This is a genomic window from Lachnoanaerobaculum umeaense, assembly GCF_003589745.1.
GTDB classification, from domain to species: Bacteria; Bacillota; Clostridia; order Lachnospirales; family Lachnospiraceae; genus Lachnoanaerobaculum; species Lachnoanaerobaculum umeaense.
Genome location: NZ_CP032364.1, coordinates 1134205 through 1150586 on the forward strand (window position 1 = coordinate 1134205; position 16382 = coordinate 1150586).

17 protein-coding genes and 2 pseudogenes are annotated in these 16382 nt (G+C 35.9%); 12 read left to right on the forward strand and 7 right to left on the reverse strand.

The annotated features are described in order from the left end of the window. Positions 1 to 146: 146 nt before the first annotated feature. The 7 genes and pseudogenes from D4A81_RS05175 to D4A81_RS13810 all read left to right on the forward strand — a co-directional run. Positions 147 to 1535, forward strand: coding sequence for an ISNCY family transposase (locus D4A81_RS05175; protein WP_119808255.1), 1389 nt, complete (start codon positions 147 to 149; stop codon positions 1533 to 1535). Positions 1536 to 1688: 153 nt separating this feature from the next. Beyond that, complete coding sequence (locus D4A81_RS05180) at positions 1689 to 1892, forward strand: hypothetical protein (RefSeq protein ID WP_111526127.1); 204 nt, start codon at positions 1689 to 1691, stop codon at positions 1890 to 1892. Positions 1893 to 1915: 23 nt separating this feature from the next. Further along, positions 1916 to 2086, forward strand: a complete 171-nt coding sequence (locus D4A81_RS13125; protein ID WP_162902551.1) for a hypothetical protein — start codon at positions 1916 to 1918, stop codon at positions 2084 to 2086. Next, positions 2068 to 2583 (forward strand): nitroreductase family protein, encoded by a 516-nt coding sequence (locus D4A81_RS05185; protein WP_111526126.1) that lies wholly within the window; start codon positions 2068 to 2070, stop codon positions 2581 to 2583. The genes D4A81_RS13125 and D4A81_RS05185 overlap by 19 nt, the downstream gene beginning before the upstream one ends. Before the next feature lie 23 nt (positions 2584 to 2606). Then, positions 2607 to 2936: a hypothetical protein gene (locus D4A81_RS05190; protein ID WP_111526125.1), complete on the forward strand. Its 330-nt coding sequence runs from the start codon at positions 2607 to 2609 to the stop codon at positions 2934 to 2936. Beyond that, complete coding sequence (locus D4A81_RS05195; protein WP_111526124.1) at positions 2933 to 3613, forward strand: DUF1287 domain-containing protein; 681 nt, start codon at positions 2933 to 2935, stop codon at positions 3611 to 3613. Before D4A81_RS05190 ends, D4A81_RS05195 begins: the two co-directional genes overlap by 4 nt. Positions 3614 to 3702: 89 nt before the next feature. Next, positions 3703 to 5170: pseudogene (locus D4A81_RS13810) on the forward strand (HAD-IC family P-type ATPase); the annotation flags it as partial. 159 nt (positions 5171 to 5329) lie between these two features. Here D4A81_RS13810 and D4A81_RS05205 read toward each other — a convergent pair. The 7 genes from D4A81_RS05205 to D4A81_RS05235 form a co-directional block, all read right to left on the reverse strand. Then, the gene (locus D4A81_RS05205) at positions 5330 to 5683 is read right to left on the reverse strand and encodes a cupin domain-containing protein (protein WP_007593636.1); all 354 of its coding nucleotides are present in this window, start codon (positions 5681 to 5683) and stop codon (positions 5330 to 5332) included. Positions 5684 to 5685: 2 nt separating this feature from the next. Further along, on the reverse strand, positions 5686 to 7119 hold the full coding sequence (gene msrA / locus D4A81_RS13445; protein WP_111526079.1) for a peptide-methionine (S)-S-oxide reductase MsrA: 1434 nt from the start codon (positions 7117 to 7119) through the stop codon (positions 5686 to 5688). Positions 7120 to 7181: 62 nt separating this feature from the next. Continuing rightward, complete coding sequence (locus D4A81_RS05215; RefSeq protein ID WP_081443208.1) at positions 7182 to 7961, reverse strand: alpha/beta fold hydrolase; 780 nt, start codon at positions 7959 to 7961, stop codon at positions 7182 to 7184. Between the two features lie 72 nt (positions 7962 to 8033). Further along, positions 8034 to 9494, reverse strand: a complete 1461-nt coding sequence (gene mobQ / locus D4A81_RS05220) for a MobQ family relaxase (protein ID WP_111526078.1) — start codon at positions 9492 to 9494, stop codon at positions 8034 to 8036. Positions 9495 to 9735: 241 nt separating this feature from the next. Further along, positions 9736 to 10056, reverse strand: coding sequence for a DUF3847 domain-containing protein (locus tag D4A81_RS05225; protein ID WP_009216383.1), 321 nt, complete (start codon positions 10054 to 10056; stop codon positions 9736 to 9738). A 72-nt stretch (positions 10057 to 10128) separates the two neighbouring features. Next, complete coding sequence (locus D4A81_RS13450) at positions 10129 to 10326, reverse strand: transposon-encoded TnpW family protein (protein WP_009216382.1); 198 nt, start codon at positions 10324 to 10326, stop codon at positions 10129 to 10131. An 80-nt stretch (positions 10327 to 10406) separates the two neighbouring features. Continuing rightward, positions 10407 to 12245, reverse strand: coding sequence for a recombinase family protein (locus D4A81_RS05235; protein WP_111526077.1), 1839 nt, complete (start codon positions 12243 to 12245; stop codon positions 10407 to 10409). A gap of 54 nt (positions 12246 to 12299) precedes the next feature. On the opposite strand from D4A81_RS05235, the pseudogene D4A81_RS05240 reads away from it, so the two are divergent. The 5 genes and pseudogenes from D4A81_RS05240 to D4A81_RS05260 form a co-directional block, all read left to right on the forward strand. Continuing rightward, positions 12300 to 13226, forward strand: a pseudogene (locus D4A81_RS05240) (HAD-IC family P-type ATPase); the annotation flags it as partial. Positions 13227 to 13331: 105 nt separating this feature from the next. Beyond that, positions 13332 to 14375 carry a Fic family protein gene (locus D4A81_RS05245; protein ID WP_111524070.1) on the forward strand — a complete coding sequence of 348 codons (1044 nt, stop codon included), beginning with the start codon at positions 13332 to 13334 and terminating at the stop codon, positions 14373 to 14375. 321 nt (positions 14376 to 14696) lie between these two features. Continuing rightward, a complete protein-coding gene (locus D4A81_RS05250; RefSeq protein WP_111524071.1) occupies positions 14697 to 15017 on the forward strand; it encodes a hypothetical protein in 321 nt (106 codons plus the stop codon). Positions 15018 to 15124: 107 nt separating this feature from the next. Further along, on the forward strand, positions 15125 to 15301 hold the full coding sequence (rpsU, locus tag D4A81_RS05255) for a 30S ribosomal protein S21 (RefSeq protein WP_005539624.1): 177 nt from the start codon (positions 15125 to 15127) through the stop codon (positions 15299 to 15301). Positions 15302 to 15372: 71 nt separating this feature from the next. Continuing rightward, on the forward strand, positions 15373 to 16365 hold the full coding sequence (locus D4A81_RS05260; RefSeq protein WP_111524072.1) for a PhoH family protein: 993 nt from the start codon (positions 15373 to 15375) through the stop codon (positions 16363 to 16365). Positions 16366 to 16382: the final 17 nt, after the last annotated feature.

Here is a 16382-nt window from a genome sequence, read left to right on the forward strand (position 1 = left end):
ATTATATCACAAACCTAGAGGAGTATAAGCCATAAATGATAAAGTCCTAGTATACCACAAATAAAAATGTCCCACTTATGGTAGAATACTATTTTGTATATTCTAACACTAGGAGGAACTGACTTATCAGAAAGGTTATTTTATCAATGGATGAACAAAGAAAGTATGAAGTTATCAAAGGTCTGGTAGATCACCCCGATACAGCTAATAAGGATAGAGCTGCTCTTATCCTAGGATGCACCAAAAGACATATAAACCGTATGATACAGGGTTATATTAAAGATGGTAAAGCATTCTTTATTCATGGTAACAGAGGTAAGAAGCCGGCTACCACTATCTGTCCTGATGTCAGAAGTCAAGTCCTTGATCTATACAGAACCAAATACTACGAAGCTAACTTTGAACACTTTACAGAGCTTCTAAAAAAGCATGAAGGCATAAGTATCTCTTCTTCCTCTGTAATGAGTATTTTGGAGTCAGAATATATTCTATCTCCAAAGGCTACAAAAGCTAAGCGTAGACGCATTAAGCAAACTCTCAGAGCTAAGAAGGAAGCTGCAACATCAAAAAGGGAATTATCACAGATACAAGCTAACTTAGTAGCAGTTGAAGATGCTCACAGTCGTCGTCCAAGATGTGCTTATTTTGGTGAATTGCTACAGATGGATGCTACCCCTTATGAATGGGTGCCGGGACAGATATGGCATCTACATTTGGCTATTGATGATGCCTCAGGTGTTGTCACAGGTGCCTGGTTTGATACTCAGGAGACTCTTAATGGATACTACCATGTATTTGAGCAGATTCTTACTGATTATGGTATTCCCTATAAGTTTCTTACCGATAAACGAACTGTATTTACTTACAAGAAAAAAGGTGCCTTATCTGACGACAAAGACACCTATACACAGTTTGCATACGCCTGTAAGCAACTTGGCACACAGCTTGAATCAAGCAGTATACCACAAGCTAAAGGACGTATAGAACGATTGAATCAAACCTTACAGTCACGCCTGCCTATTGAGCTAAGGCTCGCAGGCGTAACCGATATCCATAAAGCCAATGAATTCCTTCACTCCTACATAAAAGAATTCAATGAGAAGTTCTCACTTCCACTTTATGGTATCAAATCTGTCTTTGAAACGCAACCGTCTAAAGAAAAAATAAATCTTACTTTGGCGGTTTTAACTGAGAGAACTGTTGATGCCGGACATGCGATTCAATTTGAGAAAAAATTTTATAAGATGATAGATCACAAGGGAGTGCAGATCCATTATCGAAAAGGTACCAAGGTTATGCTTATCAAGGCATTTGATAGGTCTATGTTTGCGTGCGTAAATGACAAAGATATTTATGCACTGGAAGAAATACCGGCTCATGAACATAAATCTAAGGACTTGGACGCTGACTACAAACAGCCAAAGCCTAGAAAGCCTTATATACCGCCTATGAACCATCCTTGGAGATTGGATGCCTTTAATAAATTCGCACACTCACAGCCACACAGAATTGAAGAAGACATAAAAAGTGCATAATAAAAGCCCTTTTGTGGGGGCTTATAAATTAATTATTTTGGGACATAATCATTTATGCTTGACACTCAATTATATCACAAACCTAGAGGAGATTTTTATATTCAGTAACAAAAAAGCGTATTTATACGGCTTTTGGCGTTTCGCAAACGCCTAATGATTACAAAAAGACAAAAGGAGATGAGTCTTGGAAAATGTGCAGTACATGTGCTATTGCAATTGATACCTGTAATAGACATTATCGATCTGGTATATGTTACAAATAAATACTGGAAGAGAGGAAAAGTACTTGCTATACTTACAGCAGTTTTTGTTTGTATATTAGTTATTTTAGGTTTGGTAAATAAAGTAATTATGTAATTAGCCATACCTAAGGAGCGATTATGAAGTTTTGGATTTTTATGTTGTTTTTAAACTTGATTTTCCTTATTACAATGATTGCTATGGAACTGTATTTGTTAAAAAGAAAGAAAAAAGGAAATGAGGAGTTGTTCGGATTTAAGACAGATATGCAGACAAAAAATATGGAGGAATTATGGAATTTTTTGATGTGATAAAAAGACGAGGAAGTTATCGTGGAGAATTTGAAAGTTCTTCTATTTCGCCGGAAGACTTGAAAATAATTTTAGATGCGGGAATATGTGCACCGTCAGGTTATAATTTGCAAACGACAACTTTTTATGCCGTAAAAGATGGAGAGACTCGTAAGAAGCTTGCTGAAATTTTTCCTACTGAAGCTACGCAATCCGCACCGGCTATTATTGTTGTTACATCTAAATGTATTCATGCGGGAGATTATAATCTGGAGTTTGAAATAGAAGATTATGCGGCTTCAACAGAAAATATTATGCTTGCAATTACTGCAATGGGATATGCCGGGGTTTGGATGGATGGAATGATGAAGTTTGAGGGAAATATAGATAAGGTCAGAAAACTATTGAATATCAATTGTGAAGAAACACCCAGGACAATTATTCCATTCGGAAAGCCAAAGAGTATGGTAATACAGAAAGAAAAAAAAGTATTTTCTGAAAGAGTTCATATTATTTAGCGGCAGCTAGGCAGGTGTTTTATATGAGTGAAAATTTATTAAACTTTATAATTTGGTCAATATCGGGATGTTTAATAATCGCTATTGGAATCAGTTGTTTCTTTTCTAAAAAGCAGGCAGGATTTTGGGCAAATGTTAATTTGCCTCCGGTAAAGGATGTAAAGGGATATAATCATGCTACGGGGAAGCTGTTTGTTTTATTCGGAGTGCTTTTTATTGCTTTGGGATTGCCTATATTATTTGATAAAAGTTCAGTATTTATATTTTTATCAATAATAGGAGTACTGATTTTAACAATAGCTATGATGGTGGTATATATTTTTTATATTGATGATAAATATAGGGAAAAATGAAACAAAAAAGAATTTTTAAAATAATTGCTGCTGGTATAGTGCTTGCGGCAATAGCAGTACTTATATATAACAGATTTTCTTATAAAGAAACATCTACAAAGCGTCCAAGGTATGCTTATAAAAATAAGATAGAGCAGATTAAGAGCAGCATCGACAAGGATGGCGATGGTGTTGATGACCAGAGCGACATATTGGAAAGTGCATTGGAATATATACAGACAAAGCCGAAGTATGAGAGCAGATACTATATTGGCGGAACACCAAATGACGGTTATGGTGTTTGTACAGATGTTGTAGCTGCGGCACTTTTCGGCGCAGGATATGATTTACAAAGACTTGTGTCTGAGGATATAAACGAGCATCCGGATAATTATGATATACAATCCCCCGATGAAAATATTGACTATCGCAGAGTAAGAAATCTGCAGGTGTATTTTAAAAATAATACAAAAAGTCTTACTACAGATCTTTCTGAAATAGAAGAGTGGCAGGGTGGAGATATTGTTATTTTTAAAAAGCATATCGGAATAGTATCAGATAGAAGAGATAAAAACGGAGTCCCATATATTATTCATCATGGAAGTAAATATCAAAGAGCATATGAGCAAAAATATCTGAAAAGTAAGGCTGATGAAATAGTCGGGCATTACAGATGGGAGCCTGGGGATAGAAGATAGAACATATTTTTATATGGCTCATATAATATTGCAATAATAAAAGACATTGATTTAGATGTCTTTTATTTATATATTTAAAAGGTAAAAAGATGGATAATATAAAAAATACCGACAGTCTGATAACAGGCTTGACACAAATAGAGGTAGATAAAAAAATAGCCTCAGGATTGGTTAATAAATCTTATTCGGATAAGGATAGAACGGTAACGGAGATAGTTTTATCAAATGTATGTACATATTTTAATTTGATATTTTTGATTATTTCCATATTGCTAATAGCAGTAGGTTCATTTAGAAACCTTACATTTTTACCGGTTATTATTGGAAATACTGTTATTGGGATAGTGCAGGAGCTGCGTGCAAAAAACACGCTGGAAAAGATGAATTTACTTAATGCTCCACATGCAGATGTTTTAAGAGATGGTAAGTTGGCAAAATATTTTATCAAAAGATCTGGTACAAGGTGATATTATTTTGCTTACAGCAGGTAAGCAGATTTGTGCGGATGCTATAGTTATAAGTGGAAGTGTACAGGTCAATGAATCCTTACTTACAGGTGAATCCGACGAAGTAGAAAAGAATGTTGGAAACAATTTGATGTCAGGAAGTTTTGTAGTATCCGGAGAGTGTTATGCCAGGCTTGAGAGAGTGGGAGATGAGTCTTATATTTCAAAGCTAAGTATTGAAGCAAAAACAATGAAAAATAAGGAACAGTCTGAGATGATAAGACATATTAACTTGATTGTAAAGACTGTTGGTATTGTTATTATTCCTATTGGTGTAATTTTATTTTGGCAAAGTTATTATATAAATGGTGATACATTAAGAAAAAGTGTAACTTCTATGGTAGCGGCAGTGCTTGGTATGATACCTGAGGGACTATATCTACTGACTACAGTTGCATTGGCTATCAGCACTATGAAGCTAGCAAGTAAAAAAGTGCTTCTTCATGATATGAAAAGTATAGAGACTCTGGCAAGAGTGGATATGCTTTGTGTGGACAAAACGGGAACTATTACAAAGCCTGATATGAAGGTGGAGGATTTATTCTTATGTAAAAATGCAATAGAACTTATTAGTGAAGAGAAGTTTAGAGAAATATTGTTTTCGTATGCTTTTGCTTCTAAAGATAATAATACAACTATGCAGGCTCTAAAAGAGTATGTAAATGAGAATGGAAAAGCAGGGGAATTTAAGTCCCCCATTAAAGTATTACCTTTTTCATCCACGCTCAAATATGGAAGTATTACATTTGATGATGGTTGCTATTTGCTTGGTGCTCCGTAGATTATTTTAAAAGATAATTTTATTAATTTTGAAAATGAGATTTTATCACAGACAGAAAAAGGAAACAGAGTTTTACTTTTTGCAAGATATGATGGTAGTGACATTGAATATGGTATTAATGGAAATGTAATACCAATAGGATTTGTTGTTTTTGCAAATCCAATTCGTGACAATGCAATAGAAACATTTGGCTATTTTAAATCTCAAGGAGTAAATATAAAGGTTATATCAGGTGACAATCCCAAAACAGTTTCACAGATAGCTATTCAGAGAGCGTTTTGTCAAGTACCTTTTTTGATTTATTGACGCTTTTATTTTGAAAAAATAAATAAGAAAAAACAGCAAACCTTTGTGATTTACTGTTTCTAAAATTGTTCTATTCAATTAGACAAACTGGAATTTATCAAAACACATTCAAAAAAATGTATTTCATTCGCCTATAGGATCATAATCTGCCGGAACCGGTGCAACGATACTCACAAAAACTATATCCTCTGTTCCTGTGTTCATTGCGCCGTGACATGCACCTTTAGGAGAAACGATAACCTGTCCTTTTTTTAAGGGAATCTCTTTATCCGGTTCGGGATAGAATATTCCTTCTCCCTGTAAAATGATCCAGATATCATCAGAATTGTGGTGACGGTGCTTCTGCAAGGTTTGTCCCGGTTTAATCACCCACACCGACCCTCCTGTAGATTCTGTTTGGTAAAAAGGTGTTTTCTTTGCAGCTTTTTTGTCTTCTTGTTTTACCATGTCCATTTCATAGATTCTTTTTTCTTCCATTGCTATATGCCTTCTTGTATTGATTTTTGATTATTCTTACTCAAAGAGCTTCCGATACTCCCCATACCCTTGTTCTTCCAGTTCATCGTAGGGAATGAATCTAAGAGCTGCCGAGTTGATGCAATAACGCAGCCCGCCGGACTCGCGGGGACCATCGTTGAACACGTGACCCAGATGGGAATCCGCGCCGCTGCTGCGCACTTCCGTCCGGACCATACCATGTGAAGTGTCCACGGCCTCAGTGACAGCATCTTCCGCGATCGGCCTGGTGAACGCCGGCCAGCCACACTCGGAATTATACTATACTTGTCCATGGATGTAAAGAGCGGTTCGCCGCTGACAATGTCGACATAAAGGCCCTTTTCAAAGAAGTCGTCATACTCGCCGGTGAAGGCGTACTCCGTGGCGGCGTGCTGTGTGACCTCAAAGGCCAAATCGCCGATCCGCACCCGAAGTTCATCTGCAGATTCTTCTGCGCTGTTTTGCTGAAGATCAAAGTAACTGCGCGGGATATGGCAGTAGCCGCCGGGATTCTTGTCCAGATACTTCTGGTGATACTCTTCTGCGGGGAAGAAGTTTTCCAACGGAAGCAGTTCAACAGCAAGCCTGGCTCCGGCTTTCTCTTCCTCCGCCCGATAAACCGCTTCGATTTCCGGAAGCTGGTCTTCTTCCGTATAATAGATCCCCGTCCGGTACTGGATGCCTCGATCATTGCCCTGTTTGTTTACAGAGAGCGGATCGATCACCATGAAATAGTAATTCAGCAAATCAGTCAGAGAAATTACAGCAGGGTCATAGTCGACCCGCACTGTCTCGGCATGCCCGCTGCTGTTACAGACGTCCTGATAGGTCGGAGCTTCGTCAGGTCCGTTTGCATAACCTGCTTCTGTTCGGATTACGCCGACAAACTGATCAAAGAACTTCTGCGTTCCCCAGAAGCAGCCGCCTGCAAGATAGATTGTTTTTATATTCTCCGGTATCTCCATAGTAGTTTCTCCTGTCACGATCTCTCCGGACCAGGTGTTGATCCCGCCGAATTCGTAGATGTTGGTATATCCCATGTCCGCAAGCTTTTGCGCTGCTTGCTTGGATCTGTTCCCGCTTCGGCAGTAAATCAGGATGATCTGATCCAGATCCGGGAGTTCTTCCGGCCGCTCCGCTTCAATGCTCTCATTTGGAATTAGAATTGCGCCAGGAATATGGCCTGCATCGTATTCATCTTGCCTGCGGGCATCTACAATCACATGCCCGTCATCCCGGGTCATCATCTGCTTTGCCATATCTTGATCGATCTGATGATAGCTCTCGACCTCTTGCACTGAACCGGCAGTATTTACCAAACAACCAGTCAGAAGAAAAATGGTCATCAAAATCAAAAACAACGGTCTTGGAACACCTGAGCGCCCTTTTTCCACTATTGCTCTCATCTTTTTCATTCTATGTTACCTCGGTAAATTCAAATTTGTCATATAACTTTATAATTTAGGTTTAGGTTTTATTAATAAATATTGTTTTTCAAAAATGGATTAACCAGAGCCATCCACTCTAAAGGTAGATAAGCTGATAAATATCCATGATTATAACCTTTAGCTTCATACAGAGTACAATTGGGATGCATTTCCTTAAATAGCTTAGCCGACTCCTTAACGCAACTCATTTCTTTTTCACCATAAATATATAAAACCTGTGCTTTACTTTCTGTAATAGCATTTTTAAGTGTATATCTTCCCATATATGTTTGGTACATAGTAACTAATGTTTTAATGGGAATCCTTGGCATATCCTCCATATAGTAATTTTCTATTTCTTCTGGATAAGCCATATTGGGATACATTTTTTTCATTAAACTCAACTGGATTTTGCATGCTACTTTGCTAAACATAAGTTTTCCAAATAACTTTACAATAACTATATTAATTCTTGCTAATTTGGGTTGAGGAATACAAATACTCCCATCTATTATTGCTTTATGAGCTATATCACTATCTAATGACAATAACTCAATTGCAATTTGACCGCCCAGAGAAACGCCACCCACAGCAAACAATTTCCCATCACAATTATTCTTTATATAATCCATAATTTGCAGTGCAGAATCTTCAGTTGAAATGTAATCTTTTTGATATTCTTCTCCATGACCATTAAGTGTTGGTAAAATTACATGGTATTTATCGGATAACATTTGAGCCTGCCGAAGATAATTCCACCAGGAATTACCTCCGCCATGTATCAATAATATATGTGGAAAATTTTTATCACCAAATTCATGAAATATCATATTCATCACCTACACAACTTCCAATTTGTTTCACTTAATATCTTGAATATTTTATCATATTTTTACTTAGTTTTATAGCTCTAATTCTTGTTTCTTTGCCTGTGTTATTTCTCTGTTTTCTTGTTGCAAATTCTCTATACAGCTTCTAACACTTTCAGCTTGTTCCACTTCTTTCCGTAGGTCTATGATTTGAGAATACAGACTATCTTTTTCTTTCTTCAAGGCTGTTACTTCCAATTTCAATTTGGATATATTTAAGGATTTGCTTTCGCCTAAATGTTCTTTCAAATACTTCCTTGCACTTTCAAATAAAATAATCTCTGCGGTATGTTCATTGTAGAAAGTATCCTGTTTATTTTTCTTTAGTTTGGTATAGGCTTTGTAGATGTCCTTATGCTTCAAATATTTCTCTGCTTGGTCGATAAGTTGTGTTTTTTCATCAATCTTCTTTTCGGTATCTTTAATAGTTCTTGTGGTCTTGTAATTCTTATCTCTTAAAGTAACCATGCTTTCTTTCAGTTCAGATACGGAAGTGATATTTTTCTCTTTGAGTAGCTGATAACTCTCAATATATTTTTCTAAGCCTGCATTATTCTTATCTGCATTTTTACGGATAAGATTTTCAAAAACTGATAACAGATTTTCTTTGGGTGTGAAGGTGGACTTTATATTTTCGTTTTCTGTTTTTTCTTCTTTGCCTATTCCTCTTATCCAATTTAGTAATGCTTTTATTCTTCTTGAGATTTCTCTTAAAATCGCATTTTGATGTTTGATTTCTCGGTTGATATTTCCTCTGTCTGTGGCTATGCCTTTCTTTTCCATTTGACTTGCTGATACTCCTAAATGAATGGTCGGTATTTGTTCTATGCCCTGTCTTTGATAAGAACGATGGTCAACTTTATCATATATGCTGTTTTCTTCAAGATATTTATTTGTAATGTCTGCCCATGCTTTTCGCCAATGCTCTGCCTTGTCTTGCTTGTTCCAATCGACTGTATCTATTTTTCTTGTTTTGAAATTTCCATTTTTTAGTTTTACTTTTTCTCCGTTTTCATCAAGGATATATTCCTTTTTTGATTTTGCTCCCCATGTTGTATCTTCGTTTAGTGGTCGCATGGTTAGTAGGATATGTGCATGTGGATTTCCGTCATTTTTATCGTGTAATGCAATATCGGCACACATACCGACTTCTACAAAATTTTCTTTTACATATTCTCTTACAAGATTTATTTGTTTTTCTCGGTCTAATTCTTTAGGTAGAGCAACTTCAATTTCTCTTGCAAGCTGTGAGTTTTTACTTTTTTCTATTTTCTCGACACTGTTCCATAATGTTCCTCTGTCTGAAAATTCCTGTGGTGCATTTTGTGGTAATAGAATTTCAGTATGGGCTATTCCGCCTTTTCTTGTAAAGTCGTGGACTATGCCGTCATATTCATTTTTTATCTTTTCGCCACTTCGATAGGCGGAAGCTGCAACTGCACTCTTGCCTTTGCCTCTTGAGATAATTTTGATACTGAGATGATATATCGCCATAAGGGAACACCTCCTTTCGTTTCTCTGATACTTTGGTGTGGCGATGAATAAGACTTCCTAAAGAAATCGGATAGCTTTTTATCCGATTTCTTTTGGGAAGTACACAAGGGGTAGGAAATTTATTTCCGTAGGGGAGTGTAGCTCCCCTGTATCAGCGTTAGCTGATATGCCCTCTGCTAAGAGCCTTCGGAGAACGCACGCACCTGTTAAGGTGTATATGTGCGCCCTTGTAAACAAGGGACTACTGCTCTGTTTCCGTTACTTTCTCTTGTTTTTCTATGTTTTCTTCTTCCGTTTTTTCTCTTTTCTCCATGATTTTTAGGATTTTTTCATTTATCGCTTCTTTGATATTTGGGAATGTAATTAGCTGATAAAATTCATCTTTGGTAAAATCCTTGCTTTCGTTAAAGATACTTTCAAAAACTGCTCCTTTTTCATAAAGCCTTTTATCTCTTTTCTTTCGTTCTTCCTGTTTCTGCTGACTGATGAGTTTTTTTCTTTTGTTTTGTAACTGCTTAATTTCCTCTTCTGCCATTAAGATTTTTTCATCTATATTTTTCATTTTCTGTTCTCCTTTCTGATTTTTAGTAAAGAAAAAACAGTAAACCGATTTGATTTACTGATCTCATTTTGTCTATTCTTTCCGCTCCGATTTCACTACCTTTAACAGCTTATCTTGAAATGTATCCTTACTGTTTGGGTCAAAATATATCTCTGTTACAAAAGTTTTTCCTCTAATCTTTTTTATCATGATATTGTTCGGCTTCTGGGGTATGGTCTGTTCTTTTACTGTCTGTATTTTATCGTTCTGTGCTTCTTGTTTTTCTGTCATTCAATTCCTCCTTTTTACTTGCACAAAAAAAGATTTCCTGCAATTAAGAAACCTCTTTTCATTTTGATTGATATTTAATTTTAGGTTGTCGCTTGTAGCTTCTTTCTTGCCCTGTATTCTCGTGCTTTTATCCGTTCATACTCTCTGAATTTTTCAATATTTTTAGCTCTATAATCTTTGGAATATGCCCTATGATATGCTCTTGATTTTTCTTTCTTGGCTTCTTCTATTTCTTCTCTCATCTGTATCATTTCCTGTTCTGTCGGCTCTATATCTTTTGTGAGTTCATTTTCAAATTTTCCGATATAGTTGAAATACACTTCTATTCGCTGAACCGCATATTTTGCTCTTTTAACATCTCGCTCATGCACTACAATTTTACTGATAAATTCATTGATGGCGGTAGAGGTAAGTTCTTCAAAGTCTGAATAGCTTTCTGCAAGTTTGATAAAGTTCTTTGCTCTTTGGTTGGCATTTTCAAATTCAGATAAGTGTTCCTCTATTTTCTCTTGTTCTGCTTTTAAGCTGTAATATTCTTCTGCATACTTCCTTGATAGTAATTCATAGCGTTCCCTTTCGATATTGCCCAGTGCATTGTCCTCATACAGCTTATTCATAACTCTTTCTATCTGTTCCATTCGGTCTGTAATTTGCGGGATACGCTTTTTCTGTTTCACTACTTCTTCGGTCTGTTCTTTTGCAAGACTGCTTTTTACCAATACCTCAAATTCTCCTTTATTTGCTAATGAATACTTTGCTATCTTTCGCAAAACCTCTGTTAGATTTTCCATCACATCATCGACATCAATGCGATGTGGAGAATGGCATTTAGGGTGCTTAGCTTTTCCTTTGGCATATTCACTGCAATAGGTTACATGCTGTACCTTATTGTTCTTGTGTATGGTGCGTATGTGCATTTTTGTACCGCAATCTTTACAGTACATCAGTCCCGATAATGGGTGGATTTCTCCATCTCCGTTTGGTCTTTTTACCGGTGCATTTTTTAATATCCGTTGTACATTTTCATAGGTACTTCTATCTATGATTGGTTCGTGTACATCAGGGATTATTTGCCACTTGTCTTTATCTACATAATGGTTTCGCTTATCTTTATAATGCTTTTCAGTTTTGAAGTTGACTACATCGCCACAATACTCCTGTCTTTTCAGTATGCGTGTTAAGGTTGCTTTGTTCCAGTTATAGCGGTTTTCTTCATTCAGCTTTCTGTTTTTCGCCGTTCCTCTGTCTTGCTGTTTCATATAAAAGGTCGGGGTTAGTATTTCTTTCTCTTTCAAGTAAACGGCTATCTGATTTCTGTTTTTCCCATCCATAAACAGTCTAAAAATGAGTTTTACGACTTCGGCAGCTTCTTTATCGACTATCCAAAAATCTTTGTTGTTAGGGTCTTTTATATAGCCATAGGGGGCTTCTGTTGCAACGGGCTTTCCATTTGCTCCTTTGGTCTTAATGCCTGTTGTTACTTTCTTGCTGATGTCCCTTGCATACCACTCGGACATAATATTGATAAAGGGGGCAAATTCCAATGTGTTTTGGTCTTGGCTGTCGATACCGTTATTGATAGCAATAAAGCGTACATTGTTTCGTCTGAATATCTCCATAGCGTTTCCTACTTGAAGATAATCTCGTCCCCATCTTGTCATATCTTTCATAATGACAATGCCGATTTTATCGCTTTCTACATCGTTTATCATCTGTGTATAGGCACTTCTATCAAAGAACCTACCGCTTTCATCATCGTCGATATAGTGGCGAATATTCATCAGCTTGTGCTGTCTTGCATATCGCTCTAAAAATGCCTTTTGATTTACGATACTGTTGCTTTCGCCACCGTCCCTGTCCTCATCACCAACTGAAAGGCGGGAGTATAGCGCAGTGATTTTGGTTGCATATTCCATCATGGCGTTATCCTCCTTTTTTGTGTCTATATATCACTCCTTTACAGTTAATATTATGCAACCCAGGCAGGTATTGAAGATGCAGAAAAATATATTGATGCAAGTATACTTGACAGTGACGAAAAGATTTGTAAGGCTGTTTCAAATTATACGGTGTTTGGTCGTGTGACTCCAAAGCAAAAACAAAAACTTGTCAAAGCCTTGCAAGCCAAGGGACATACAGTTGCTATGACAGGTGATGGAGTAAATGATATTTTAGCTATGAAGGATGCAGACTGTAGTGTAGCAATGGCTTCCGGAAGTGAGGCTGCTCAAGTTGTGCTTTTGGATTCAGACTTTGCACATATGCCTGATTTGGTATATGAGGGTAGAAGAGTGGTTAACAATATAGAGCGTTCAGCCAGTTTGTTTTTAGTTAAAAATATTTTTTCATTACTTTTAGCATTGCTGTCAGCTATTTTTATGTTTACGTATCCACTTGAACCGGCACAAATTACTTTTGTAAGTATGTTTACCATAGGTGTTCCTGGGTTTCTTTTAGCACTTGAGCCAAATAAGAATAGAATAAAGGGACATTTTATGAAAAATGTATTAATTAAGGCGTTACCTGGAGGATTGACAGATGTAATTGCAGTATTTGCTATAGTGATATGTGGAAATGTGTTTACAATATCAGAGGAGAGTATTGGAACTATTGCAACTATGGTGATGTCTGTTATTGGGTTTATGATTTTAATTAAAATAAGTTATCCACTTGATAAAAGAAAGTATATCATTATAGCTATAAATATTTTTGGACTTGTATTTACCGGAATATTTCTTAGGAAATTGTTTGCACTAACGAATTTATACGAAGTTAGTATTTTGCTTATGGTTATTTTTGGATTTGCTGCAGAGTCATTATTTAGAAATTTGACAGTATTAGTAGAAAAAGTGCAAATGTTGTATAATGATAAAAAGGTAAAGCGTGGAAGTAGTTTGTAGATAATAATAGTGATAATATATTGATAAAATGAGTAAATTAACTGGAAAGGAGTATGCAGCTATGTGTAAGGTACTTTACAGAATAGAGGCTAGAGGTGTAGAGATATGAGAGAATACAGACCGATTTTTAATTTGAGTGATAAAATGATAAAACTTTTAACAGAGATAAGTGAAGAGGTGGGGAGGGTAGGAGTACTTTTTTCGCCAAAAGTGAGTGAGAAGTTTTATAAGGAAAATATGATTAAAAGAATATATTTTTCACTTGCTATAGAAGATAGTAAGATTTCACTTGAACAGGTAAGAGATATTATCACCGGAGAATGCTTTGATCATAGTGATTTGAGAATAGTAAAGAATCTATATGATGTGTATGATATGTTGTTTAGATTAAATCCTTATTCTATAAGTGATTTACTTTTTGTACATAAGATATTGCTGGTTGGATTTAGTACAGAAACTGCAGAATTTAGAGAGGATAGAATAGAGAGTGATAATAGCAGAAGTTTTGAAAATGATATGGTGCCTGCAAGATTTGTGCCGGGTGCAATGAGAGATGTATTTGATTGGTATAAGACATCAGAATTACACCCGCTTATAAAGAGCATAATAGTATATTCTGAAATTGAAATTATTCAGCCTTTTGCTGAGGGTAGTGGACTCATTTCAAGGATTTGGCTTGATCTATTACTATGTAATTGGAAAGATACTTTTTCATTTCTTGTAGTGGAAGAGGAAATTTATAAAAGAATACATGAATATAAAGGTTTAATGTATAGTTTTAGCAGAAGAAAAGATATTAATGGATTTGTAGAGTTTATACTTGAAATCATACTGAATATACTGAGGAAGATTAAAGTTGATGAAAAATTATTAGAGGATAAAATGAATAACGTTATGAAACCAAAGGCTCCTATAAGTAATACACAGAAGGAACACAGTATAAATGAAAATGTATTTGCAAAAAGACTTGTAGATGTGCTTGGTGATGAAATACTTTCAACCAATGAAATAATGCTTAGATTGGGTATGAATCATAAACCTACATTTAGAAAGAATTATTTAAATCCGGCAATAGAAATGGGGATGGTGGAGATGACTGTACCGGGTAAACCAAGAAGTAAAAATCAAAGATACAGGAAAATATCATAGTCGCAAAATAAAAACGACTATAAAAATAATGAAAAGATATGCGGCGATTAAGTAAAAAGATATACGACTATGTTTTTTGCTGATGAAGACATATACGGCGACTATGATTTAAATAAAACAACGGATTTTGTGTAGCAGAAAAGTGTGGTAGTTATCCATAGATAATTCTATAAAAGTCCTATACCGGTTGAGAATTTGAATAAAAAATCAATAAAAAACTTCATAAATATACGCAAATGTAATTCCATTTCTCCATTGTCTATGTTATTATAGTAAAAGTATTTTGTAGTGAAAGTAAATAAGTAAGACAGGAGATTACACATGCAGGGCTTAAGAAGCAATGAAAGTGAGGATTTTGAAAGGTTTTTTGGTATTGTCGAAGAAGAGGCAAGGAAAATTGGTAGTGTCTTTTTTTGTGACACTTTCGAGGGACGTGACTGTTCTTTAGATAATCTGAAGGTTTGTGACCTTGGAGGTTGGCTTGTACCAATAGAAGAGGCAGAAAACTTTGAGTCTATTTATCTGGCCGGAAAAGATGATGAACTATGGGAAAACGACAAATGGTATGATATGTATGTTTTTGTAAAGTATTCTTTAAACGGCGAAAATAATTTGAGCTTAAAATTCGATAAAGATGAGTAGCTTATAAATTCGTTCAAAATACTTTTAAAAGATGTTGACGAATCTGTACTTTATGGTATAATGATATAGATTTTGAATTTCACAACCGGAGGGAGGTTAGATCTTAGATGTCAAACGTGATTGTGAAAGAAAACGAGAGTCTTGACAGTGCACTTAGAAGATTTAAAAGAAATTGTGCTAAGGCAGGCATTCAACAAGAAATTCGTAAGAGAGAGCATTACGAGAAGCCAAGCGTAAGACGTAAGAAAAAGTCTGAAGCAGCTAGAAAGCGTAAGTTTAATTAATTGCGTGTTTTCACAACCTCGGTCATTTGACCGGGGTTTTCTTTTTAAAGAAAAATTTTAAGGAGAATAATTTGAGTATAATTGAAAATATTATAGATATACCTATGGAACACGAAAGGAATGTCTGTGGTGAGTTTGATGTATATTTGAAGAAAATAGAGAGAACGCTGAAGGTGAGTATGATTGCAAGAGATGGCAGTATAAAAATAATTGGACCTAAGGCGTATGTGGACAAGGCTAAATCTGTTTTCAATAATCTTATAGAACTCTCTAAAAGAGGGAATCAAATTACCGAGCAAAATATAGACTATGCACTTTCGTTGTCTTTTACCTTAGAGGATGACAAGATTCTTGAAATAGATCAGGATGTGATAGCAAGAACTATCCTGGGTAGGCCGATAAAGCCAAAGACTTTGGGGCAAAAGCAGTATGTGGATCTTATAAGAGAGAAAATGATAGTTTTTGGTGTAGGCCCTGCCGGAACCGGAAAGACTTATCTTGCGATGGCAATGGCTATACAGGCTTTTAAAGAAGGAAGTGTAAATAGAATTATACTTACTAGACCTGCTATAGAAGCCGGAGAAAAGCTGGGATTTTTGCCGGGAGACTTGCAAAGTAAGATTGATCCTTATCTAAGACCTCTATATGATGCACTGTATCAGATAATGGGAGCTGACAGTTTCTTACACAATCAGGAGAAAGGGTTGATTGAGGTTGCACCTCTTGCATATATGAGAGGTAGAACCCTTGATAATGCCTATATAATTCTTGATGAGGCACAGAATACCACACCGGCACAGATGAAGATGTTTTTGACTAGAATCGGTTTTGGTTCAAAGGTGATAGTGACCGGAGACCAAAGTCAAAAAGATTTACCGCAGGGACAGACATCTGGACTTGACAGTGCACTTAAAATCTTGAAAAATATAGATGATATAGGAATATGTATGCTTACCAATAAGGATGTGGTGCGTCATCCATTGGTTCAAAAGATAGTGGAAGCTTACGATATATATGAAAAGAAAAATATATCAAGAGAAGATAGGAAAAAATTCAGGAAATAAAAACTTTTACATAGATT